This is a genomic window from Acinetobacter sp. KS-LM10 (assembly GCF_036896575.1).
Taxonomy (GTDB): Bacteria; Pseudomonadota; Gammaproteobacteria; order Pseudomonadales; family Moraxellaceae; genus Acinetobacter; species Acinetobacter avistercoris.
The window spans coordinates 1666949-1691330 of the sequence record NZ_CP145906.1 but is presented as its reverse complement, the minus strand read 5'-3'; the positions used below and the strand labels follow the sequence as shown (position 1 = coordinate 1691330).

Sequence of the window (24382 nt, the reverse complement as noted above, 5' to 3'; positions counted from 1 at the left end):
GCATTGGTCTTATTTAGATGCCAAAGCTTTCTACCAAAAGAGTTATTAACAGAACTATATTTGAGTTGCAGTTTAAGGACTAGCTTTCACTAAATCAAGGTTTTTGTATCAATTAGATCAACAACACCAACTGTTTGGGTGTTGTATAGTCAAGCCTCACGAGTAATTAGTATTGGTCAGCTTCACATATCACTATGCTTCCACATCCAACCTATCAACGTTGTAGTCTTCAACGGCTCTTTAGAGGACATATAGTCCTAGGGAAATCTAATCTTGAGGTAGGCTTCCCGCTTAGATGCTTTCAGCGGTTATCCCTTCCGAACATAGCTACCCGGCGATGCGACTGGCGTCACAACCGGTACACCAGAGGTTCGTCCACTCTGGTCCTCTCGTACTAGGAGCAGATCCTCTCAAATTTCCAACGCCCACGGTAGATAGGGACCGAACTGTCTCACGACGTTCTAAACCCAGCTCGCGTACCTCTTTAAATGGCGAACAGCCATACCCTTGGGACCTGCTTCAGCCCCAGGATGAGATGAGCCGACATCGAGGTGCCAAACACCGCCGTCGATATGAACTCTTGGGCGGTATCAGCCTGTTATCCCCAGAGTACCTTTTATCCGTTGAGCGATGGCCCTTCCATACAGAACCACCGGATCACTAAGACCTACTTTCGTACCTGCTCGACTTGTGGGTCTCGCAGTTAAGCGCGCTTTTGCCTTTATACTCTACGCGTGATTTCCGACCACGCTGAGCGCACCTTCGTACTCCTCCGTTACTCTTTAGGAGGAGACCGCCCCAGTCAAACTACCCACCAGACATGGTCCTCGCTCCAGATAATGGAGCAGAGTTAGAACCTCAATATTACCAGGGTGGTATTTCAAGATTGGCTCCATCGCAACTAGCGTCGCGACTTCAAAGCCTCCCACCTATCCTACACAAGTAAGATCAAAGTTCAATGTCAAGCTGCAGTAAAGGTTCACGGGGTCTTTCCGTCTAGCCGCGGGTACACCGCATCTTCACGGCGAATTCGATTTCACTGAGTCTCTGCTGGAGACAGCGCCCCCATCATTATGCCATTCGTGCAGGTCGGAACTTACCCGACAAGGAATTTCGCTACCTTAGGACCGTTATAGTTACGGCCGCCGTTTACTGGGGCTTCGATCAAGAGCTTCGCTTACGCTAACCCCATCAATTAACCTTCCAGCACCGGGCAGGCATCACACCCTATACGTCCACTTTCGTGTTTGCAGAGTGCTATGTTTTTAATAAACAGTTGCAGGGGCCTGGTTTCTGTGGCTGTCAACCGCTCAAACCGCAAGGGTTATCACCGTCGACAGCGTACCTTCTCCCGAAGTTACGGTACCATTTTGCCTAGTTCCTTCAGCAGAGTTCTCTCAAGCGCTTTGGTCTACTCGACCTGACCACCTGTGTCGGTTTCGGGTACGATTCCTGTGTAACTGAAGCTTAGAGACTTTTCCTGGAAGTATGGTATCAGCCACTTCGCTAGTAAACTAGCTTGCTATCAGCTCTCAGCATAGAGCACCCCGGATTTGCCTAAGATGCATGCCTACAGCCTTTCACCTGGACAACCAACGCCAGGCTGACTTAACCTTCTCCGTCCTCTCATCGCATTACACAGAAGTATTGGAATATTAACCAATTTCCCATCGACTACGCCTCTCGGCCTCGCCTTAGGGGTCGACTCACCCAGCCCCGATTAACGTTGGACTGGAACCCTTGGTCTTTCAGCGAACGAGTTTTTCACTCGTTTTGTCGTTACTCACGTCAGCATTCGCACTTCTGATACCTCCAGCAGACTTCTCAATCCACCTTCATCGGCTTACAGAACGCTCCCCTACCACTTGCAATAAATTGCAAATCCGCAGCTTCGGCATATAGTTTTAGCCCCGTTACATCTTCCGCGCAGGCCGACTCGACTAGTGAGCTATTACGCTTTCTTTAAAGGATGGCTGCTTCTAAGCCAACCTCCTAGCTGTCTATGCCTTCCCACATCGTTTCCCACTTAACTATAATTTTGGGGCCTTAGCTGGCGGTCTGGATTGTTTTCCTCTTGACTACGGACGTTAGCACCCGCAGTCTGTCTCCCGGATAGTACTCATTGGTATTCGGAGTTTGCATCGGTTTGGTAAGTCGGGATGACCCCCTAGCCGAAACAGTGCTCTACCCCCAATGGTATTCGTCCGAGGCGCTACCTAAATAGCTTTCGGGGAGAACCAGCTATCACCAGGCTTGATTAGCCTTTCACCCCTATCCACAAGTCATCCCCTGGCTTTTCAACGACAGTGGGTTCGGTCCTCCAGTTAGTGTTACCCAACCTTCAACCTGCTCATGGATAGATCGCCTGGTTTCGGGTCTACACCCAGCAACTAAACGCCCTATTAAGACTCGATTTCTCTACGGCTCCCCTATTCGGTTAACCTTGCTACTGAATGTAAGTCGCTGACCCATTATACAAAAGGTACGCAGTCACCGGACGCAATGCCGGCTCCCACTGCTTGTATGCATGCGGTTTCAGGATCTATTTCACTCCCCTCACAGGGGTTCTTTTCGCCTTTCCCTCACGGTACTGGTTCACTATCGGTCAGTCAGGAGTATTTAGCCTTGGAGGATGGTCCCCCCATATTCAGACAAGGTTTCACGTGCCCCGCCCTACTCGACATCATCATATAAGCCCTTTCGTGTACAGGACTATCACCCACTACGGTTGCACTTCCCAGAGCATTCCACTAGAACTTATATGACTTAATGGGCTTTTCCCCGTTCGCTCGCCGCTACTAAGGGAATCTCAATTGATTTCTTTTCCTAAGGGTACTGAGATGTTTCACTTCCCCTCGTTCGCCTTGCATGACTATGTATTCATCATGCAATACCTACCTTATGGTAAGTGGGTTTCCCCATTCAGAAATCTCCGGATCACAGGATATTTGCCGCCTCCCCGGAGCTTATCGCAGGCTATTACGTCTTTCATCGCCTCTGACTGCCAAGGCATCCACCACATGCACTTAATTACTTGACTATACAACCCCAAACAGTCGATTGTTCTTACAAGCAGAACATTCAACATTACAGTTTGACGCACTGTGAATTTAATCACCGTACAGCTTCAATCTAATTCATATACCAAAACGCTTGATTCAGTTAATCGCTAGTTTCTCAACATTCTATCTCCATACAAACATGTCACTTGCGTGTCACATTTAAATGTCAATTTAATGTTGAGCCTTAAACAATTTATTTCAACTCAAATATATTCTGTTAATGATTTTTCTAGCCTTCGTCAGGTCTAGAAACTGTGATAAATCACAGAGATTAGAAAGTCCGCGCATCATAACGCTTATACTTGTTAATCTCTAGGATCTAAGCACTTGATCGCTTAGGAACTAAGCAACTTCAGCACTGTATGATTACATACTGCGCGAAGCGTAGCTTCTTGCTTAAATTTCAAGTAAAAGCTGTGCTTTTATGATCTTGAAATTTGGTGGAGACTAACGGAGTCGAACCGTTGACCTCCTGCGTGCAAAGCAGGCGCTCTACCAACTAAGCTAAGTCCCCAGCTTATCATATAGATCGATGTATCTTTTTATCTGTAAAGTTCGCAGAGTGGTGGGTCTGACAAGACTTGAACTTGTGACCCCACGCTTATCAAGCGTGTGCTCTAACCAACTGAGCTACAGACCCTCAGATACATCTTCATGAAGAACAACTTGTTGTGGATTCTTACCGATCGTCAATCTTTCGTTAAGGAGGTGATCCAGCCGCAGGTTCCCCTACGGCTACCTTGTTACGACTTCACCCCAGTCATCGGCCACACCGTGGTAAGCGTCCTCCTTGCGGTTAGACTACCTACTTCTGGTGCAACAAACTCCCATGGTGTGACGGGCGGTGTGTACAAGGCCCGGGAACGTATTCACCGCGGCATTCTGATCCGCGATTACTAGCGATTCCGACTTCATGGAGTCGAGTTGCAGACTCCAATCCGGACTACGATCGGCTTTTTGAGATTAGCATCCTATCGCTAGGTAGCAACCCTTTGTACCGACCATTGTAGCACGTGTGTAGCCCTGGTCGTAAGGGCCATGATGACTTGACGTCGTCCCCGCCTTCCTCCAGTTTGTCACTGGCAGTATCCTTAAAGTTCCCGGCTTAACCCGCTGGCAAATAAGGAAAAGGGTTGCGCTCGTTGCGGGACTTAACCCAACATCTCACGACACGAGCTGACGACAGCCATGCAGCACCTGTATCAGAGTTCCCGAAGGCACCAATCCATCTCTGGAAAGTTCTCTGTATGTCAAGACCAGGTAAGGTTCTTCGCGTTGCATCGAATTAAACCACATGCTCCACCGCTTGTGCGGGCCCCCGTCAATTCATTTGAGTTTTAGTCTTGCGACCGTACTCCCCAGGCGGTCTACTTATCGCGTTAGCTGCGCCACTAAAGTCTCAAAGACCCCAACGGCTAGTAGACATCGTTTACGGCATGGACTACCAGGGTATCTAATCCTGTTTGCTCCCCATGCTTTCGTACCTCAGTGTCAGTATTAGGCCAGATGGCTGCCTTCGCCATCGGTATTCCTCCAGATCTCTACGCATTTCACCGCTACACCTGGAATTCTACCATCCTCTCCCATACTCTAGCCAACCAGTATCGAATGCAATTCCTAAGTTAAGCTCAGGGATTTCACATTTGACTTAATTGGCCACCTACGCACGCTTTACGCCCAGTAAATCCGATTAACGCTCGCACCCTCTGTATTACCGCGGCTGCTGGCACAGAGTTAGCCGGTGCTTATTCTGCGAGTAACGTCCACTATCTCAGAGTATTAATCTAAGTAGCCTCCTCCTCGCTTAAAGTGCTTTACAACCAAAAGGCCTTCTTCACACACGCGGCATGGCTGGATCAGGGTTCCCCCCATTGTCCAATATTCCCCACTGCTGCCTCCCGTAGGAGTCTGGGCCGTGTCTCAGTCCCAGTGTGGCGGATCATCCTCTCAGACCCGCTACAGATCGTCGCCTTGGTAGGCCTTTACCCCACCAACTAGCTAATCCGACTTAGGCTCATCCATTAACGCAAGGTCCGAAGATCCCCTGCTTTCCCCCGTAGGGCGTATGCGGTATTAGCAGTCGTTTCCAACTGTTGTCCCCCATTAATGGGCAGATTCCTAAGTATTACTCACCCGTCCGCCGCTAGGTCAAGTAGCAAGCTACTTTTCCCCGCTCGACTTGCATGTGTTAAGCCTGCCGCCAGCGTTCAATCTGAGCCATGATCAAACTCTTCAGTTTAATATTGCTTAGTGCCTTAAAGGGCACCAATCTTGGCTCATCAATTTTCTGACAAATATTTCTCAAATAAACTTCGAGTAATTTCTACCATCAATCAATGAAAATAATTTCGATCAATCAACCAGTAAAAATCCACACAAGTTGTTCTTCATAATCTCTTAATGATCTTCTTAATACTTCGTCAGTATTAAGTGCTGGACTTCAATAAACTGAACAACTCAGCACTTCGTGCTTCGTTCGTTTCCGTCTATCTCGTCGGTATGGGGTGCATTCTATACACTTTAAAAACTCTTGCAACCCTTTATTTCACACAATCATAACGACTGAGTGTTTTTTAATCTAAAAGTAAATTAAACAGCTCTTGTTGATCAATTTAGAACCCATAAAAGATAAAAATCTCGCGTAAAGCGAGATTTTTATCTTAAAACTGTGAAATATTTTTTATTTCGGCGCATCAGTAAATAATTGGGTACTGTAATCTAAAGTATTTAATTTATTGATTTGCTTTTGCCCTTCAGTGCCTTGTAATGACTGCACATAGGTTAAAAAGGCTTCTGCATAATCTAAACCAACATCTTCGCGACGCTCACCAGTCACATTTTTCATAGCTGTATAATAGTCTGAACCATTGGCCAGGAAATCAATCGTAATCACTTTATAAGTTTTTGCTGGATCCAAAGCCTCATAGCCACCCGATGCATTACGAACTTTTAACTGGCTGATACGCTGACCATACGCTTTATTGAAATCAACATTCCAAGTTAAACCACCGGTATAAGGATAACTACCGCTGTTTCCTTCAGCCAACACACCGTTCATTGCGTCTTCCAATGTCGCTTTCACTTCAGCACCAGTCATATCTAATCGAACTAAAGTATTTTTAAATGGCAATACAGTATAAATATTGTTGACAGTAACATCGCCTTTAGCAACATCTACACGAACACCACCACCATTTTGGAAGGAGAGATCCGCATCAAAGTAGGCTTTACCTTGTTGTAAAAATGCTTCTGCAACAATTTGTTGAATATCTCCACCATGCAGATTTACATGCTCATTTTGATTACACACATCCCCTAAGCTTGATCGACCTGTATCACGCTGTGTCCCTGGAACACGTCGAGAACATAAGTTATCGGTCGCCTGTCCAACAATTTTCTCTGCAAATGCTTTTTTCTGTGCTTTATAAGGTGCAAGTACTTGATCGGTCAGAGTTGACGGCTTAACTACAGTAAATGGCACTTGATCAACTTTGAATTGGTTTAAAATATTGGTTTTTTCAATTGCTGAGACTTCGACTGTTCCACGTTTAAATTGATCATCAATTAATAGATGCGGTGTCCCTTTACAACTGGTGACTTTACCTGCTGGATCAAATTGAACATTCAACTCGCCCACGATATAACTGTATTGCCAAGCTTGTGCAACACAAACCAAATCACCATCTTTATTTTTAAGTTGGGTTGGATAAGGTCCTTCTGGGGTTAACTCATATTTAATCAAGCTCTCTGGCCCGAGCAAAGTGTGTGAGTCCCCACCAATGACAACATCAACATCCGTTAATGATTGTGCCAATTTTTTCTCTAAATCATACCCTGCATGAGTTTGTAGAATAATTTTATTGACGCCACTGGCTTTCAAACGATCAATTTCTTTTTGAGCCGTTTCAATTTCATCACTAAAGAGTGTATCTGCATTCGGTTGTGATGAATTTTTAGTTTTTTTAGCAACTGTCAAACCAATCACAGCAAACTTTTCACCACCTCGCTCAAAAATATGAGACTTTTCTACGCGCTTGGTCTGATATAGAGGAGATGAGGCACCAAAAGTGACATTCGCAGAAAGTATTTTGGTTGGCTTTGCACACTTTCCTGCATCAAGGAAGTCGATGAATTTCTTCAAACCTACATCTTTTGAATCAAACTCGTGATTACCTAAAGTGAAGCTATCGAAACAGACCGTGTTCATTGCATCAGCGTCGGCTTTGCCATCGGTTAAATTAAAAAACAAATCGCCGGTAATTGCATCACCAGCGTGCATTTTCAATACATTGCTACTTTCTGCTGCTCTTTGATTAATAAATGAAGCAACACGACTAAAACCGCCTCGTGCAACACTAAACTTTTCTTCACCCGTCCCGAGATTCATTTTAAAATCGAGACTTTCTTCATCTAAATGTGAGTGATGATCATTGATATGTAAAATATTTAATTCGACAGCTTTAGGTGTAGGTTCAGTTCCACTTGAAGAATTATTGTCATCATCATTACAACCCACCAGCATCGCACTCGCACATAGCAGTGCCAGCATTTTTTTTTGATTGCTTAAATTCATTTATTTTACTCAATTATTTTAAATTTCAATTGAATATATAAAAACTATATTTAAATATGATGAAAGATCAATCAAAAATCGAATTTAAGAAAATATACTATTAAAACCTAATATTTTGATTTAAGACGTTAATTTAAGAAACAAAAAAGCCAACTTAAACATGGTTAAGTTGGCTTGAATTATGATTTAAAATTTTATTTTTTTAAAAAACCAGACACTAAGTTCATCACATTTTGAATATCTGAGTTCGCTTCTTGTTGATTAGTCTGACCTGCTTGTGGTGTCAATGAATCAATGATTTGTGGAAGCACTGATGAAATTGCACTATAAACATCTTGTGTTGGAACTTGCGCTTTCTCCGCCACACTTTCAACATCTTGTTGATCAAATAAATTTTGAACGCTCTGTGTCGGAATATTAGCATTTTCGCCTGGACCTGTAGAAACCCAATCTTCGACCTGACTGGTTAAGCCTTGACCCTTAAGTTTATCCAAAGCACCTTGTAGTCCACCATTTTTTTGAATCCATGCTAAAACCAATGGTACAACAGCAATCAATAATGATTGTGCATTAAAACCACTCGCTGCAGGTGTTGTGGATTGTTGACCACCGGTTAAATTACCCAGTACAGAACCTAAAATTCCACCTAGACCACCTTGTTGTTGGTTTTGTTGCTGACCTGTTAAACCACCTAGTACAGAACCTAAAATTCCACCAAGACCACCTTGCTGTGACTGTTGACCGTTTTGTTGATTGCCGCCTAAAGCTTGTTTTGCCAATATTTCTACGATATTGCTTAAGTTTGTCATGATGTTAACCTCAAAATTGTTTCAATCTTACTGAGCATACAATTCTTTATGAATAATTGATTAAAGATAATTGTTGTATTTTTAATGATACTAAATGACTCAAGGGCATTTTACCAACGGAATTTATTCCAGTTTTCTGGGTTTGCCCAAAATTTAGAATTGAACCAATCTGGCACATGTTTGTAGGTTAAAATATTAAATTGCCAAAAAGCTAAGTCCATATCTTCTGAAGCATGCTCTATGAGCTGGGTAAAACCAAGACTTCTAAGTAGATGCTCTTCCTCAAAAGGACTTAATACAATAATTCTTCTTGCCAATAAATCACGAAGCTTGACCAATAATTGTGCTTTTTGCGTTGAACTCAATTGTTTTAATTGTTCAGTATTTAACAGCACAACAGCCAAATCATATCTTTGTGTAAAAGGAAGATTTAAAAACTCAGTTACGTTAAAATATGACCATTGAATAGATTGATGATGGTCTAGGCCTAAATTTTGCCCTAGACACAATGCAGATGAGATTGGCTGTTGTTTTGATAAATCGTCTAGCATCGACGTGATGACATTTTTCTCAGCCATTTACTGCACCTTTATTGAGAGAGAATTTAAACATGGAATTACAAGGCATTTGCCATAAAATGCATGCAGGTCTAACCAACCTAAGTGTAACTGAACATCAAACTCACCAGGCAAATGTTGAATATAAATTTATATTAGATCGCGCAGAAATCAACCTTCCCTTTCATTTAGGCCAAGAAATTGAACTTGAATGGACAGGTAAAATATTTTGCGTTTCATGCGGTGCTAAAACGCCAAAATCATATTCTCAAGGTCATTGCTTTAAATGCATGAAAACCAAAGCATCTTGTGACATGTGCATTATGAAACCAGAAACCTGTCATTATCATTTAGGTACATGTCGTGAAGAAAGCTTCGCACAAGAAGTTTGCTTCCAACCGCATATTGTCTATTTAGCCAATTCAAGCGCTCTTAAAATTGGTATAACGCGTTTAGGCCAAATGCCAACACGATGGCTTGATCAGGGTGCTACGCAAGCGCTTCCTATTATGAAAGTCGGTTCAAGACGTCTGTCAGGTCAGATGGAAGTCATGTTTGGTACACAAGTTGCTGATAAAACCAACTGGCGCAAACTGCTTAAAGGTGAATCAGATCCTATCGACTTGATTCAAATACGTGATGAGCTTCTTGTCGAATTTGAACCACAAATTGAAATGATTCGTGATGAGTTCAGTATGAGTCTTGATTTCAATGAAAATGTTGAAATTTTAGAAAATGAATTAGCGCGTGAATTTATTTATCCTGTTGATCATTATCCGGAAAAAATCACCTCTCACAACTTGGACAAGACACCGATTATTCGTGGAAAACTTCAAGGCATTAAAGGTCAATACTTACTGATGGATACTGGTGTCATTAACATTCGTAAATATACAGGTTATGAACTTAAAGTTCGTGCAGAATAGTCTTTAAAAAAAGCCTCTTTATGAAGAGGCTTTTAATGCTTTATCACTTAAAGTTAATATTATTTAACGTCAATTAAATTTAAAATGGCTTCAACTGGATCATTACTCTGATCCGAAAGTAAATGCTTATGCATGGTCAATAGCTGCATGGATTGAATTTTTGAAGTCTCAACACTCATTAACTTTTCAATTTCAAGCGCTAATTTTTCAGCCGTCGCGTCGTGCTGAATCAACTCAGAAATAACTTTTTTACCTGCAATAATATTCGGTAGAGAATAATAAGGAATTTTGATTAACCATTTGACGATCCGGTAAGTCAACCAATTTAACTTATAGAAAGTTACCATCGGTCGATGTAAGAGCATCGCTTCTAAAGTCGCTGTACCAGAAGCTAATGCCACAATATCACTGGCATCCATCACCATACGACCAATTTTAGATTCAGCACCATTATTTTCCAACAACTTCACCTTTGCACGAAGTTGCTCAGGATATGTCAATAACAACGCTTCAATTTGTTGTTTACGCGCGTCATTAATTGCCGGAATTAAAAACTCATAGGCTGGATATTTTTGATAAATCAACTGAGCAGCGTCCAAAACCAAAGGGGCTAATTTTTCAATTTCACCACGGCGACTTCCCGGTAATAAAGCAATATGCTTTTGATCGACCACCAAGCCTAAAGCCTGCTTTGCATCTTGAATCGGATTCACCAGAGGCAACTGACTGGCCAATGGGTGTCCGACAAATGCCGCTTTCACTGCAAATTTTTCAAAAAAAGATTTTTCAAACGGAAATAAACATAAAACTAAATCAATACTGGCTTTAATACCGTGCACTCGTCCTTGACGCCATGCCCACACTGATGGACTCACATATTGAACAGTTTTAATCGTTAATTGTTTTTGTTTAATACTTTTGGAAAGGCGTAAATTAAAATCAGGCGCATCGATACCAACAAAAATATCAACAGGGTTTTCTGTCCACTTCTCTATCAATCCATCACGAACAGCGAATAATTTTTTAATGTCTTTAAGCACTTCTACAATGCCCATCACAGACAAAACATCCATTGGGTAAAAGCTTTTAAAGCCTTCTGAGATCATTTGAGGACCACCAATGCCTTCAAACTCCACATCTATACCCTGCTCGCGAAAACTTCGAATCAGCTTAGCGCCTAAAGTATCCCCAGATACTTCACCAACCACTATCCCTATTTTAAGCTTTCGATTTTGCAAGATCTTGTTCCTTCACATTTGGCCCAAATAGCATAACATAATCATTCGATTACACAGTTGACCAATCTAGATTAGATTTATCTTCATCATTCAATAAATCATAGCGATGACTTGATTTGATTCAAATTATCAATTTCATTTCAGTTGAGAACATTCATCAACGCCACTATCATTAATGATAATAATTATCACTAGTATTAAGATTCCAATGCAGAGTACCAATGTTCGCTATTTTCAACTTTCACTCATCTGTGCCATTTTAATCTCACAATACAGTGCCGCTTTGGAAGTACAAAGCTTAGAAACCATAAAACTAGAAGCACATACTGAAAAAGCGCTAAGTTCTGAGCAGTCAAAATCATATCTTATTCAAGATTCCTCAAGCGCAACAAAATTAAATATCCCCCTTAAAGAAACACCACAAACCGTTAATGTCATTACACGACAACAACTTGATGATTTTGCAATTTATGACACTCGTGACGTACTTCGTAATACTCCTGGTGTCATCGTCGCCAATCAAGAAACTGAACGAACCACGTATATGTCGAGAGGATTTGAAATTTCTAATGTGCTCATCGACGGTATTGGTTTCCCCTTAGATAGTTATAACTACAATAGTGACAATCCAGATTCATTCTTTTTTGATCGCATAGAAGTCGTTAAAGGCGCTGATGCATTAAACAATGGCGTGGGTGAGCCCAGCGCAACCATTAATATGATTCGAAAACGTCCAACTCAAGACTTTCAAGCAGCATTTAATGCAAGTTATGGCTCATGGAATACCCAGCGTTATGAAGCAGATGTCTCATCATCGATTACAAAAGATGGACGTATTCGAGGTCGTCTATTTGGATATCAACAAACCGGCGATTCGTATTTGGATCGATACTCACTGGAAAAAAATGGTATCGGCGCAATTGTCGAAGTAGATTTAAGCGATAAAACACTCGTCACTTTGGGTTATAACGAAACCAACCATATGCCCAATGGGAATAACTGGGGTGCGAATCCCTTAATCACAAAACAAGGTCAACAACTAACTTTCGATAGACATTATAACTTTAGTCCTGCTTGGACATACTGGGACAATAATAACAAAAGCTATTTTGCTGAAGTTCAGCATCTTCTGAATGATGACTGGTCTCTCAAATTTCACATGGGAGAAAGAAGTAATGATCGTGTTTCTAAATTTTTATTTCTATCTGGCAATCCCGATGCTGATGGTACATCCAATATTTTTTTATGGCCTGGACAATATGTTGATGACAACAAAGAACAATTAATCAATTTAAATCTCCAAGGCTCCTATCCACTGTGGGGTCGTGAGCACGAAGCCACGATCGGTTACTCTTGGTCAAAAAATAAAATTAATGGGCTCGGTTATGGCGGTACTTATGACTTTCCCTATACGACAGATTTAAGCAGTTTGACACCTGATGAGCCTCTGTGGAATTTGAGTCAAACGAATGGAGAACAACACACCCAACAGCAAAACCAAAGTTATTATGCTGCAACTCGTTTACACCTGAGTGAAGCTTTGAAAATGATTTTAGGCGCAAACTATATTCAGGCTGAAAGTAAAGGGAGTAGCTATGGCACAGTTACGGATTATGATGAAAATGAATTTTTGCCCTATATAGGGTTTAGTTATAACTTTAGCCCTGAATATACGGGTTATTTAAGCTATAACTCTATTTTTCGTCCACAAACCACTAAAAATATAAATGGCAATATTAATCCACCGATTGAAGGTGAAAGTTATGAAATGGGGATTAAGAGTAGTTGGCTCGATGATAAATTGACAGCAAGCATGTCGATTTTTAGAACTCAACAAAATAATTATCCACTTCGAAATTCAGATGGATTGCCAATCAACCGTAAAACACAAATCACAGATATGCGCTCACAAGGTTTCGAATTTGGACTTACAGGCCAATTAACTGACAGCGTAAATATTAGTTTTGGATACACACAGTTTAGTTTAAAAGACTTGATCAATGGTGGAGACGCTCGACCATATAATCCGACTCAATCGATCAACCTTCTGACCAGTTATCAGCCGTCTCAAATACCTAAACTCAAACTTGGCCTCGGACTACAGTGGCAAGATAAAACATACTTAGATGTAAATGAAGTAATGGATATGACTGGAAACATGACTCAAAAATCTGGTGTGATTCGTCAAGATGCTTATGCCTTAGTGAACTTAATGGCAAGTTATGAACTCACGCCTCAGCTGACTCTTCAAGCCAATGGAAATAACTTAACGAATGAAAAATATTTATTTAACTTTCCTGACGCTCAAGGTTTCTACGGTGCACCAGCAAACTACAGCGTGGCGTTGAGATTCAAATATTAAGTAAAGGTGTATTAGAAATTTTATCGTTTTGATTTCATTTGTTTTGACTTGATTCTTATTGATTATACCGAGCCATTAAATTTATGTTCTTAAGTGCTATTCGTCATCCCATTTTGGTCTTCTGCCGATTCTTAATCGCGTTCGGAATGGGCTACTTATGCTCAAATTTAATGTCGATTCAATTCAGTGCATGGCTCTACCCTGCTTTAGACAAAGCTGAATCGGTATATCTAGCGGCATTAATTGCACTTATTTTTTATACACTTTTCGTCATATTTAGCTTCTGTATACAATCGATTTTAAAGCTTTCATTGCTTAGTATATCGCTGTTTATTATTCTTTTTTCTTTGTCAAAATTCACGGGTTAAATCATGCAAAAATCAATTCGCCAATCGATGGCATGGTTTCACTCTTGGATTGGACTAAGCTTTGGCTGGTTATTGTTCGCAATTTTTTTAACAGGATCTATTAGTTATTATCGTCAAGAAATTAACATTTGGATGCAACCGCATTTTGCGACTCAACAAATTAAACAAGACACCGCCATTCAATCTGCACAACAGTATTTGCAAACCCATGCGCCTGATGCAAAGAATTGGTATATTGGCGTTGCAAATCCACATACACCTGTAAATAAAATTTATTGGCAGAAAGCCGATGGCCAATATGAAAGTAAAACTTTAGATGCAAATACAGGTAAAGAGTTGACACTTTCTTCCACGCTAGGTGGCGATTTTATTTATAGCTTTCATTACCAACTTTATGGTGTGCCTTATTTTATTGGAAGATTAATCGTAACCTTCGCCGCATTCATTATGTTTTTAACATTGATTTCGGGCATTATTACGCATAAAAAAATATTCGCGGATTTCTTTACGTTAAGAGCATTTAAAGGTCAGCGTTCCTATTTAGATTTTCACAATGTTTCTTCCGTCATTGCACTACCCTTTTTTCTCACCATAACCTTTACAGGATTGGCCATTTTCTTTTATATATTACTACCCAATGGTATGAAAACGGCCTATCCAGACAATCCATTTCAATATTTTGAAGAAATTCGTAACGTTAGTGTAAAGGATGAAAATATCGTTTATTCACCTGCAACTATGCGTGGAATAGAGTTTTTTTTAACTCAGAAAAATAATAAATGGGGAAATACTCATATTGAAAATGTGAGTTATCAAAACCCTAACACCAATCAAGCCAAAATCACCCTGACCGAATTACAAGACCGTTCAATAACACGTAATCAAGCACAACTCACTTTTAATGCTCATACTGGCCAAATTCTAGAAGATATTCGTAATCGAAGTGCTACGGCTACCGTAAATTCAGCGATGTATGGTCTACATATGGCGCGCTATGCACAACCACTGCTCCGCTTAGCTTTATTTTTTTCAGGTCTATTGGGCTGTGCAATGATTGCATCTGGATTATTGTTATGGAGCCTAAAACGACAAATACAAAATAAACAAAATCATTTCCATATTGGCCATTACTTGGTTAATCGATTAAACATTACAGCACTTCTAGGTTTGCCATTGGCTTTGCTTTGCTATTTATTTGCAAACCGCGTGTTTACGCTCAATGCCAATACACCAAATTATGAAGTTTATGCCTTTTTTAGTGCATGGTTATTCTGCTTTTTGGCGGGATTATTCACTCCACAACACTTACTTTGGAAATCTGCTTTAAAACTGACCATCTTGCTGAGTTTTGCTCTGCCGATATGGGATGCGATCTATTTAATCCATAACCAATATATAAGCGAATGGCAAGATTACTGGGTATTTTTACGTGTAGATTTGATGATCCTACTCTTTGGAATTATGTTTATTTATCTACATCAAAACATTCAACCGATCCAACAAAAATCGATCGAAAAAATCCAAAAGCGGCTATCTAAAAAACAATCTTCAGAACCTCAATCTGAGTCAAAGTCATGATCGAATTATGGTGTTTAATCCTGCTTAGCTTCGCAAGTGGACTGTTTTATATAGTGTCGACTAAACAGCGAACTAAAAGCTTAGACACACCTTTCAAATTTTTTGCACAACACCCAAAATCTACTCTTGTTTTGGCCTATATCATTTTAATATTCTCGCTTCTTTTGTTTCATCACAAGTATGGAGCTGGTATCGCGCTGGTGAGCCTTTGTGTATGGATTACACCCGTCCTTTGGATTCTGATTATTAAGATGCATACCCCCCTAAAGAAAAAGTAATATTTATTCGATGCATTCGATTTATTTTATACATCAAAAATCTCTCATTAAGCGGCAATAGCTCGACATACGAAACGCCTTCACCGTCAGAGTAAAGGTGATGATGAGAGGAATTGCTGATGATAATTTTTGTATTAAGAATAGATCTCTTGCATCAATCTTAAAAGATAACTGGGCAGTATCTAAAAAGCGCCTGTTTCCTTTGGGAGAAGATTAGGATCAGGGAATTCTGATTTTATTGTATAAAAAATGAATTTTGAAAGTAGCTCAATCATTCAGTTTAAATCCAGCTTTAAATTGCTCTTTAAATCGTTCATTTGACTTCAGCTTAAATCACTTTAATCTTTAGCATTTTTTTGAATAAGTTAATCAATTATCAAGACAACTGCTTATATCAAAAAGCCATAAGATATGCGGGATTTTTGATATGTTGTAATTGTTATGTATGGTTCCATAGAATATATATTGGCGGGCGTTTTAGTCGGTTTTTGTGTTGGTGTGACAGGTGTTGGTGGTGGTTCTTTAATGACGCCTATTCTTATCGGTTTATTTAAAATTGAGCCTCACATCGCTATTGGAACAGATTTACTCTATGCCGCAATTTCAAAATTCTGTGGATCATTCGTACATGCCAAAAAACTCAATATCGTTTGGCCTATTGTCCTTTGGTTAGCCTTAGGAAGTATTCCTGCATCGCTTGCAACCACTTGGGTATTAGACAACTATTTAAGCCAATCTACTCATTACAAAGCTATTCTGACTATGGTTCTAGGCTTTATGCTGACCATCACGGGTATTTCAATTGTATTTCGTACTCAAGTAGAACGATTTTTCAGTAAGTTTGGTAAGAAGCTTGAGCAACATGAAATTGAAGAAGAGCGCCAACGTTTTAAAGATAAAAGATTTTATATTTTGTTGATGGGAATTATTCTCGGTGTGTTTGTAACCTTATCATCTGTTGGAGCAGGCGCATTCGGGATTATGGCGCTGATTATCATGTTTCCAAACTTACCTATGATTCGAATTATTGGTTCAGATGTAGTTCATGCAGTCGTACTTACATTGGTTGCCGGCATTGGACATATGAATTCAGGTAATGTTGATTTTAATCTTTTAATGTGGCTTTTGGTGGGTTCTATTCCTGCTATCGTCATCGGTACATTAGTCAGTTCGCGTTTGCCTGAAAAAATTATTCGTAAGGTTTTAGGGATTACCTTATTTGCAATAGGAATTAACTTTATGTTGAATCCTGTCAAAGCAAAACCAGTCGAAACCACAGCGCAAGTTACTGTCATAAATACCAGTCAAAGTCATCAAATCGGATAATTGCTTGATTCGCGCACAATGTATTTCACGTTTTAATTGATTTTTTATTTAGCAATGTAATGATTAAAACGTGTTATATTCAGGCAACTAACAATATTTATGTATCTTCTAATACCAGTGACGGCAATGAATACACTACAGTCTAATACCATTCAACAATCAGATATCAACGATGTGAATGTTCAAAGTTTTCAACCTCTTGTTCCACCTGCTCAACTTAAGGCAGAACTGCCACTTAACGAAAAAGTATATCAAACTGTGCTGAATGGTCGTGAAACTGTACGCCAAATTTTAGATGGCCAAGATAAGCGTTTGTTTGTGGTCATCGGACCGTGCTCAATACATGATGTTGCAGCAGCGCATGACTATGCAGACCGACTTAAAGTGTTGGCAGAACAAGTGAAAGACACTTTATATATTATTATGCGTGTTTATTTTGAAAAACCGCGTACAACAGTAGGCTGGAAAGGCCTAATTAATGATCCAGATATGAATGACTCTTTCGATATTGAAAAAGGTCTACGTTTGGGTCGTAAATTATTACTTGAACTGAATGAAAAAGGTTTGCCATGTGCCACTGAAGCACTTGATCCTAACTCACCGCAGTATTATCAAGATTTGATTTCATGGTCAGCAATTGGCGCACGTACCACTGAAAGCCAAACGCATCGTGAAATGTCTTCAGGTTTGTCGTCACCTGTTGGTTTCAAGAATGGTACAGATGGCGGTTTGACGGTTGCGACCAATGCGATGCAATCTGTAAAACACGGCCATAGCTTCTTGGGTCTGAATGATCAAGGTCAAGTCTCTGTGATTCGTACTAAAGGTAATCCATATGCACACGTGGTTTTACGTGGTGGTAATGGTAAACCAAACTATGATGCAGGCTCTGTCGCTGAAGCTGAAAATGCATTGGCTAAAGCCAAAGTCAGCACTAAAATCATGATTGATACCAGTCATGCCAACTCAAATAAAGACCCGTACTTACAACCTCTTGTATTAAAGAATATCACCGAACAAATTTTAGACGGTAACAAGTCTATTGTCGGTATTATGGTTGAAAGCCATCTTAAAGGTGGTCGCCAAGATATTCCTGAAAATCTTTGTGATTTAGAGTATGGTAAGTCTGTAACGGATGGTTGTATTGATTGGGAAACGACAGAAAAAGCGCTGCTAGAAATGGATGCAGCTCTTAAAAATGTGCTGCCAAATCGATAATTGAATGATAAACGCCATCTTTATGATGGCGTTTTTTATGTAGAAGATAATTTATGAATCACCTTGAATCAGAATTAAGCCAAGTTTCTCATTTTCAATTTGTTCATGATCATCTGTTTAGCTCAGGGCAACCTTCAGCTGAACAGCTTAAACAAATCAAAGAATATGGTGTAGACACGGTCATCAATCTTGCATTTACCGATGCAGAGCCTCACTTAGAGAATGAAGATCGCATTTGTGCTGAACTTGGACTTAACTATATTCAAGTCCCTATTCATTGGGATATGCCAACTGATGAGCAATGTTTATTTGTTCTTGATCTTATTGATCACTTGATCCAACAAAAGATGGTCTGGATTCATTGCACTTCTAACAGTCAATGTAGTTGTTTGATTTATTTGTATCGTCGATATTTCATGGACATAGATATGCCGACAGCCCAAGAATTAATGCATGAAATCTGGGAACCAAATGAGACTTGGACCGGATTGATTCATGCCGTTGCACTACAATTGCAAGGTCGTAAGTCGACGCAAGATTTACAGCAATCTTTAATGATTGTAGATCAATACGCTTAAAAACTTAGCCTAATAAAAAGCTGTGTATTCTTGAAAATATGCTTTCTTAACGAGCTAAAATTCCAAATTATTAAACCAGTACAATGATTAAACCAGCACATGATTAAGCCAGCGCAGTCCGCTGGCTTTTTTTTGCTTAATTTTTATAAGTCTTCATTATAAATAAATCATTTTTGTTGGTTATTTATTGAGGACCAAAAAATTATTGATGAAGAATTAAAACCGTTGCAGTTGACAGAATCCCTTCTTGACGACCAGTAAAACCTAATGTTTCAGTCGTAGTTGCTTTTATACTAATTTGATTGATATCTACACCCAAAACATCTGCAATACTTTGGCGCATTTCCAAATTATGTTTTGCCAATTTTGGACGTTCGCATGCCACTGTAATATCTGCATTTGCCAAATGATAACCACGGTCTAAAATAAGTTGATAAACGTGTTTAAGTAGCTTACGACTGTCTGCGCCTTTAAATTCAGGATCTGTATCTGGAAAATGTTGTCCAATATCGCCTAAAGCCAAAGCACCTAACAGTGCGTCGCTGAGTGCATGCAAAACAACATCTCCATCAGAGTGTGCTTTTAAGCCTTGTGTGTGTGGAATCTGAATACCCGCTAAAGTTACGAAGTTTCCTTCTTCAAATGCATGTACATCAATTCCTTGACCTATTCGAATGGGTAAAATCACTTTGGGCTCCTTTATTGCAGATTTTTAAAATTGAAATCTTGTATTCCTACTTTCTTGTTCGCTATAGTACGTCAGCAAACATTGTAAAAGTATAAGCGATCATGTTGTTGAAAAACGTATCGAATTCGATTAAAGCAATAGTTTCTGTACTATTTTTAGGTCTTTATGGCACATCCTATGCTCAGGCAAAACCTTTGCAATGTGAAAGTGAGCATAAAGCACAGTCTTTTAGTCATCTGTGCATAGACGCATATGCGTCGCTACGCTCAGAATTCAACGAAAAGTTGCTTACAACCTATTTGGTTACTGATGCTCCGTTACGCTTGATTCAAGATACACATCAAATTTGGTTAGACCGAACTAAACAATGTAAAACGACTGAATGTGTGAAACAACAGTTTAATTTTCGAATAGAAGACTTGAACTTTTACACATCTATGAACCAAACTTTGACGCAGCATTATCTCAAGTTCGAACAGGGTCAAATTGCAAAGCAACCTGTGCACTTAAAGATTCATCAGCTGACCAAAGATCGTATTAAGATTGAAGGACTCGCCTATCGTAACCCCAACAATCGAGCAGAAACACAAATCGTTTCCTTACTCGCCTATACAACGCCTGATCAAAAGCATGAAATTATAGACAATGAACATGATTGTAAATATCAGCTTAATTTCCAAAAATCATTGTTACACATGAGTAGCAAGCAAAAAGGATGTGAGCGATTCGTTGGAACTTATCGCTTGTACGATTAATCTTGTATTGAATCAGACGATTAATGATGTTTAGGAAACGCAGATATATTCTGATTAAAATCAACTTAGCATCCTTGCCTTTTAAGTCGCTAGATCAAATTAAAACGAATTCTTTAAGTCTATAAAATTCATCTGCAATAAAAATCCATTAAATTGCCATAGCCAAACACAATACACCAGCAAGTCCCAAGCTTAATCCTAAAGTCATTAACCAATTCAATCGCTCTTTGAATATTAATACACCTGCAACAACACCAAATGCTACAACCAGTATATTCATGCCCGCAAACACAATTGCAGGTGATTCTTTTAACAATATATGGGCTTTGACATAAAGTGCAATATTTGCAAAATTTAAGACACCTAGACTTAAACCAGCTAAAAGATTATGTCTGGTCCATGCAGTTTTTTTAACACTAAGATAAAGTATGCAAAGTACAAAGGCAAAAATGAACATCAGGTTAAGTGAAACGGCGAACTGTAATCCTAAACTTGTGGTGTATTTAAGCAATATATCAACCAGCGCATAACCTACCCAGACACAAAGCAAATATACGATTGACTGATTGTTGTGATTTGACGCTTTCCCACCAGAGCGCGAAAAGACGATCAGTATAACTGCGACTAATCCCAGCCCAATTCCGATCAGTTTTAATTGACTAAATTGCTCATTAAATAAGAAATATGCTGCGGCTAAAGACAGGACGATAGATAGGCGTTGTGCAATTTCTGTTTTTAAAATACCTGCCGTTTCTAAGGATTTGGCCAAAAATAAAAAAATCGTGGGGAGTACAACCCCCAACAAAGCAATTAGCCACCAAGGAGTTTGACTTATAGAGATATGTAATAAATCTGGTTTGAACCAAAAAAAACAAAGGATGCTCGCGATCGCATAATTCCAAGCAATCATTTGCAAGACATCGAAGCCTCTACTTTTGGCTATTTTAAGCAAGATTGAAACCAGTACACTACATAATGCTGCTGAAAAAATCAGTTCCATGCGCTACTCATTGTTTTTATAAAGTCTATTGTCGGAAGTAAAAAGCCCACACAGAGTGCGGGCTTTTTGAGTATAAACAATTTTATCAATTATTTATAACGATCAACCATTTTCTCTAAAGAAATCGGACGAATTTTATCTGCATTACCCGCTGTACCAAATGCTGTATAACGATCTACACAGATTTGTTTCATTGCAACAACAGTTTCTGCAAAGAATTTACGAGGATCAAATTCACTTGGTTTTTCAGCCATCATACGACGCATTGCACCCGTTGAAGCTAAACGTAAATCTGTATCGATGTTGATTTTACGAACACCGTGTTTAATTGCTTCAACCAACTGCTCAACAGGCACACCATAAGTTTCGCCGATGTTGCCGCCATATTGATTAATAATCGCTAACCATTCTTGTGGCACAGAGCTTGAACCGTGCATTACAAGATGCGTATTTGGTAACGCAGCATGAATTTCTTTAATGCGGTCAATCGCTAAAATGTCACCTGTAGGTGGACGCGTAAACTTGTAAGCACCATGTGAAGTACCTACAGCAATTGCAAGTGCATCGACATTGGTATCTGCGACGAACTGAGTCGCTTCTTCAACAGAAGTAAGCAATTGAGAATGGTCTAAAACGCCTTCAGCGCCTACGCCATCTTCTTCACCAGCAAGACCAGTTTCAAGGCTACCCAAGCAACCAATTTCACCTTCAACAGAAACACCACATGCATGCGCCATAGCGACTGTACGGCGAGTCACATCAACATTATAATCATATGATGTTGGTGTTTTACCGTCTGCACCCAAAGAACCATCCATCATTACTGATGAGAAGCCCAACTGGATTGAACGCTGACATACATCAGGATCTGTACCATGGTCTTGATGCATCACCACTGGAATATGTGGCCATTCTTCAATCGCTGCCAAAATTAAATGACGTAAGAACGGAGCACCTGCATATTTACGAGCACCAGCTGATGCTTGTACGATAACAGGTGAATTTGTTTCATCTGCGGCTAACATAATTGCGCGCATTTGTTCTAAGTTGTTTACGTTAAACGCTGGTACGCCGTAATTGTGTTCACCGGCGTGATCCAAGAGCTGGCGCAATGAAATAAGAGCCATAGTTTCCTCCCAGGTAATGCCCCATATTCTACCCTGTCATTTATTTCAAATCAGCAACAAATGACACTATTTAAAAAAAAATCCCTGCTTTTGCAGGGGTATTTTACAATTTAGGTCTAAAATAAGGATAAATCAATTATTCAGCTGATGAAGCAGCCAACTCAGCATCTGGTGTCGCCTGATCAGCAGGTGCATTTGCAATTTCAGCAGGTATATCGGTATTGTTTTCGTCTTGCTCTGGTTTATCCAGAGAATCAATCGCCGCTTGCTGTTCTGGAGTAACTTGAGAAGACGAATCAACAACCGCTTCAGAAGTACCCGCTTGTTCTGATACAGGAGCTTTATCTTGTTTTGAACATGCAATTAGAACAAATGGAATTAAGATTAATGCCGCTATCGATCGTTTTAAATTCATTTTCATTTCCACAAATACATTGATTCATTTAGATAAATTTTATTGCAGAAATATGACACTTTGATGAATTTACGCCTAACAAAAAAAAGAGCTGATTTAATCAGCTCTTTTTTAACAATAAATTTTCTAAGATTCTAAGACATTAGACTAAAAACAAATTCCAATCTAAGAAACCTTTCTGAGAAAGCATTCTAAAAAAATGTTTTCATTAAGCACGTTCAAGTAGAACCGCAACAGCAGGAAGTGTTTTACCTTCTACAAATTCTAAGAAAGCACCACCACCTGTAGAAATATAGCCAATTTTGTCAGCCACTTTATATTTATCAATTGCAGCCAAAGTATCACCACCGCCAGCAATAGAGAAGCCATCAGATTCTGCAATCGCTAATGAAAGTGCTTTAGTCCCTTCACCAAATTGATCAACTTCAAACACACCCACTGGGCCATTCCAAAGAATCGTTTTTGATGTTTTTAAGATCTGAGCAAATACTTTCGCTGTTTCTGGACCCACATCCAAAATCATGTCGTTATCAGCTACATCTTCAACTTTTTTAACAACAGCTTTAGCAGCAGCCAAAGAACCCAAGAAATCACTAAAGTCGATTTCTGAGGCATCAGCAACAACGACGTCTGTAGGCAATGGAACTGAAACTTTTTCTGCGATTGCCTTAGCAGTATCAATCAAGTCTGTTTCACACAGTGATTTACCCACATTAAAGCCAGCAGCCGCCAAGAAGGTATTAGCAATACCGCCTCCGACAATAATTTGACCACAAATATCAGACAATGATGTTAATACATCAAGCTTAGTTGAAACCTTTGAGCCTGCAACAATGGCAACCATTGGGCTTTGTGGTGTTTTAAGCGCACGACCTAAAGCATCCAATTCAGCTGCTAAAAGTGGTCCTGCCGCAGCAATTGGGGCTAAACGTGCAACACCTTCAGTTGACGCTTCTGCGCGATGTGCTGTACCAAATGCATCCATCACAAATACATCACAGAGTGCTGCATATTTTTGAGCAAGTTCAGGATTATTTTTCTTTTCGCCTGGGTTAAAGCGTACATTCTCAAGCAAAACCACTTGACCTGCTGCAACTTCAACACCAGCAAGATAGTCTGTTACCAAAGCCACATTTTGACCTAAAGCATTCGTCAAATATGCCGCAACTGGTGCAAGTGATTGTTCAGCTTTTGGTTCACCTTCAACAGGACGACCGAGATGAGAACATACGATTACCGCAGCACCTTTTGCAACCGCTGCTTTAATAGTCGGCAATGCAGCGCGCAAACGAGCATCACTGGTAATCTCACCATTTTTTACAGGGACGTTTAAGTCTTCACGGATCAGAACACGTTTACCTGCTAAATCGAGGTCAGTCATACGCTGAAAGTTCATGTATAGCTCACTTTAAAGATATTAAAATCGCGTCGATTCTAAATGATTATGCTAAAAAAGGTTAGCTACTTTTGCAGAAAAGCTGTAGAAAACTTTTGTTTTGATTATGATAGGGGTAGACCTGTTAA

The 24382-nt window shown here is 39.9% G+C and carries 16 protein-coding genes, 2 tRNA genes and 2 rRNA genes; 7 read left to right on the top strand and 13 right to left on the bottom strand.

What is annotated here, in order from left to right:
• Nucleotides 1-145 precede the first annotated feature (145 nt).
• From V5M36_RS07695 to V5M36_RS07665, 7 genes are all read right to left on the bottom strand, one after another.
• Nucleotides 146-3040 (bottom strand): 23S ribosomal RNA (locus V5M36_RS07695).
• A gap of 460 nt (nucleotides 3041-3500) precedes the next feature.
• Nucleotides 3501-3576: transfer RNA gene (locus tag V5M36_RS07690), tRNA-Ala, on the bottom strand.
• A 49-nt stretch (nucleotides 3577-3625) separates the two neighbouring features.
• Nucleotides 3626-3702 (bottom strand) — tRNA-Ile (locus V5M36_RS07685).
• A 61-nt stretch (nucleotides 3703-3763) separates the two neighbouring features.
• Nucleotides 3764-5301 (bottom strand): 16S ribosomal RNA (locus V5M36_RS07680).
• Together the 16S and 23S rRNA genes with 2 tRNA genes alongside form the textbook arrangement of a ribosomal RNA operon.
• A gap of 441 nt (nucleotides 5302-5742) precedes the next feature.
• Complete coding sequence (locus V5M36_RS07675; protein WP_338563784.1) at nucleotides 5743-7635, bottom strand: bifunctional metallophosphatase/5'-nucleotidase; 1893 nt, start codon at nucleotides 7633-7635, stop codon at nucleotides 5743-5745.
• Between the two features lie 194 nt (nucleotides 7636-7829).
• Entirely contained in the window at nucleotides 7830-8444 is a 615-nt protein-coding gene (locus V5M36_RS07670; RefSeq protein WP_338563781.1) for a YidB family protein, read from the bottom strand.
• A gap of 110 nt (nucleotides 8445-8554) precedes the next feature.
• Nucleotides 8555-9022, bottom strand: coding sequence for a DUF6231 family protein (locus tag V5M36_RS07665; RefSeq protein ID WP_338563779.1), 468 nt, complete (start codon nucleotides 9020-9022; stop codon nucleotides 8555-8557).
• 32 nt (nucleotides 9023-9054) lie between these two features.
• Between V5M36_RS07665 and V5M36_RS07660 the strand changes: the two genes are divergently transcribed.
• Complete coding sequence (locus V5M36_RS07660) at nucleotides 9055-9927, top strand: DUF2797 domain-containing protein (RefSeq protein ID WP_338563776.1); 873 nt, start codon at nucleotides 9055-9057, stop codon at nucleotides 9925-9927.
• A 59-nt stretch (nucleotides 9928-9986) separates the two neighbouring features.
• Here the strand turns inward: V5M36_RS07660 and lpxB are convergent, their stop codons facing one another.
• Nucleotides 9987-11165 carry a lipid-A-disaccharide synthase gene (gene lpxB / locus V5M36_RS07655; protein ID WP_338563772.1) on the bottom strand — a complete coding sequence of 393 codons (1179 nt, stop codon included), beginning with the start codon at nucleotides 11163-11165 and terminating at the stop codon, nucleotides 9987-9989.
• A gap of 208 nt (nucleotides 11166-11373) precedes the next feature.
• On the opposite strand from lpxB, the gene V5M36_RS07650 reads away from it, so the two are divergent.
• The 5 genes from V5M36_RS07650 to V5M36_RS07625 all read left to right on the top strand — a co-directional run bounded on the left by V5M36_RS07650 (nucleotide 11374) and on the right by V5M36_RS07625 (nucleotide 18873).
• Nucleotides 11374-13527 carry a TonB-dependent siderophore receptor gene (locus V5M36_RS07650; protein WP_338563769.1) on the top strand — a complete coding sequence of 718 codons (2154 nt, stop codon included), beginning with the start codon at nucleotides 11374-11376 and terminating at the stop codon, nucleotides 13525-13527.
• Nucleotides 13528-13898: 371 nt separating this feature from the next.
• Nucleotides 13899-15473: a PepSY-associated TM helix domain-containing protein gene (locus tag V5M36_RS07640; RefSeq protein WP_338563765.1), complete on the top strand. Its 1575-nt coding sequence runs from the start codon at nucleotides 13899-13901 to the stop codon at nucleotides 15471-15473.
• 719 nt (nucleotides 15474-16192) lie between these two features.
• On the top strand, nucleotides 16193-17077 hold the full coding sequence (locus V5M36_RS07635) for a sulfite exporter TauE/SafE family protein (RefSeq protein ID WP_338563760.1): 885 nt from the start codon (nucleotides 16193-16195) through the stop codon (nucleotides 17075-17077).
• A 126-nt stretch (nucleotides 17078-17203) separates the two neighbouring features.
• The gene (locus V5M36_RS07630) at nucleotides 17204-18295 is read left to right on the top strand and encodes a 3-deoxy-7-phosphoheptulonate synthase (RefSeq protein WP_338564104.1); all 1092 of its coding nucleotides are present in this window, start codon (nucleotides 17204-17206) and stop codon (nucleotides 18293-18295) included.
• Between the two features lie 53 nt (nucleotides 18296-18348).
• Nucleotides 18349-18873, top strand: coding sequence for a protein tyrosine phosphatase family protein (locus V5M36_RS07625; protein WP_338563758.1), 525 nt, complete (start codon nucleotides 18349-18351; stop codon nucleotides 18871-18873).
• 202 nt (nucleotides 18874-19075) lie between these two features.
• Here V5M36_RS07625 and ispF read toward each other — a convergent pair whose 3' ends face one another.
• A complete protein-coding gene (gene ispF, locus V5M36_RS07620) occupies nucleotides 19076-19561 on the bottom strand; it encodes a 2-C-methyl-D-erythritol 2,4-cyclodiphosphate synthase (RefSeq protein ID WP_338563756.1) in 486 nt (161 codons plus the stop codon).
• Nucleotides 19562-19662: 101 nt separating this feature from the next.
• Between ispF and V5M36_RS07615 the strand changes: the two genes are divergently transcribed.
• Nucleotides 19663-20316: an A1S_1983 family putative colistin resistance protein gene (locus V5M36_RS07615; protein WP_338563755.1), complete on the top strand. Its 654-nt coding sequence runs from the start codon at nucleotides 19663-19665 to the stop codon at nucleotides 20314-20316.
• Between the two features lie 148 nt (nucleotides 20317-20464).
• Here the strand turns inward: V5M36_RS07615 and V5M36_RS07610 are convergent, their stop codons facing one another.
• The 4 genes from V5M36_RS07610 to V5M36_RS07595 form a co-directional block, all read right to left on the bottom strand.
• Nucleotides 20465-21316, bottom strand: coding sequence for a DMT family transporter (locus V5M36_RS07610; protein WP_338563753.1), 852 nt, complete (start codon nucleotides 21314-21316; stop codon nucleotides 20465-20467).
• A gap of 89 nt (nucleotides 21317-21405) precedes the next feature.
• Entirely contained in the window at nucleotides 21406-22443 is a 1038-nt protein-coding gene (fba, locus tag V5M36_RS07605; RefSeq protein ID WP_338563751.1) for a class II fructose-bisphosphate aldolase, read from the bottom strand.
• Between the two features lie 136 nt (nucleotides 22444-22579).
• Entirely contained in the window at nucleotides 22580-22858 is a 279-nt protein-coding gene (locus V5M36_RS07600) for a hypothetical protein (protein WP_338563750.1), read from the bottom strand.
• A 208-nt stretch (nucleotides 22859-23066) separates the two neighbouring features.
• Nucleotides 23067-24254, bottom strand: coding sequence for a phosphoglycerate kinase (locus V5M36_RS07595; protein WP_338563748.1), 1188 nt, complete (start codon nucleotides 24252-24254; stop codon nucleotides 23067-23069).
• Nucleotides 24255-24382 lie beyond the last annotated feature (128 nt).

Bases quoted from the DNA above. Each gene is read 5' to 3' on its own strand.
- V5M36_RS07675 (WP_338563784.1), bottom strand. From the start codon at position 7,635: ATGAATTTAAGCAATCAAAAAAAAATGCTGGCACTGCTATGTGCGAGT.
- V5M36_RS07670 (WP_338563781.1), bottom strand. From the start codon at position 8,444: ATGACAAACTTAAGCAATATCGTAGAAATATTGGCAAAACAAGCTTTA.
- V5M36_RS07665 (WP_338563779.1), bottom strand. From the start codon at position 9,022: ATGGCTGAGAAAAATGTCATCACGTCGATGCTAGACGATTTATCAAAA.
- V5M36_RS07660 (WP_338563776.1), top strand. From the start codon at position 9,055: ATGGAATTACAAGGCATTTGCCATAAAATGCATGCAGGTCTAACCAAC.
- V5M36_RS07650 (WP_338563769.1), top strand. From the start codon at position 11,374: ATGCAGAGTACCAATGTTCGCTATTTTCAACTTTCACTCATCTGTGCC.
- V5M36_RS07640 (WP_338563765.1), top strand. From the start codon at position 13,899: ATGCAAAAATCAATTCGCCAATCGATGGCATGGTTTCACTCTTGGATT.
- V5M36_RS07635 (WP_338563760.1), top strand. From the start codon at position 16,193: ATGTATGGTTCCATAGAATATATATTGGCGGGCGTTTTAGTCGGTTTT.
- V5M36_RS07630 (WP_338564104.1), top strand. From the start codon at position 17,204: ATGAATACACTACAGTCTAATACCATTCAACAATCAGATATCAACGAT.
- V5M36_RS07625 (WP_338563758.1), top strand. From the start codon at position 18,349: ATGAATCACCTTGAATCAGAATTAAGCCAAGTTTCTCATTTTCAATTT.
- V5M36_RS07615 (WP_338563755.1), top strand. From the start codon at position 19,663: ATGTTGTTGAAAAACGTATCGAATTCGATTAAAGCAATAGTTTCTGTA.
- V5M36_RS07610 (WP_338563753.1), bottom strand. From the start codon at position 21,316: ATGGAACTGATTTTTTCAGCAGCATTATGTAGTGTACTGGTTTCAATC.
- fba (WP_338563751.1), bottom strand. From the start codon at position 22,443: ATGGCTCTTATTTCATTGCGCCAGCTCTTGGATCACGCCGGTGAACAC.
- V5M36_RS07600 (WP_338563750.1), bottom strand. From the start codon at position 22,858: ATGAATTTAAAACGATCGATAGCGGCATTAATCTTAATTCCATTTGTT.
- V5M36_RS07595 (WP_338563748.1), bottom strand. From the start codon at position 24,254: ATGAACTTTCAGCGTATGACTGACCTCGATTTAGCAGGTAAACGTGTT.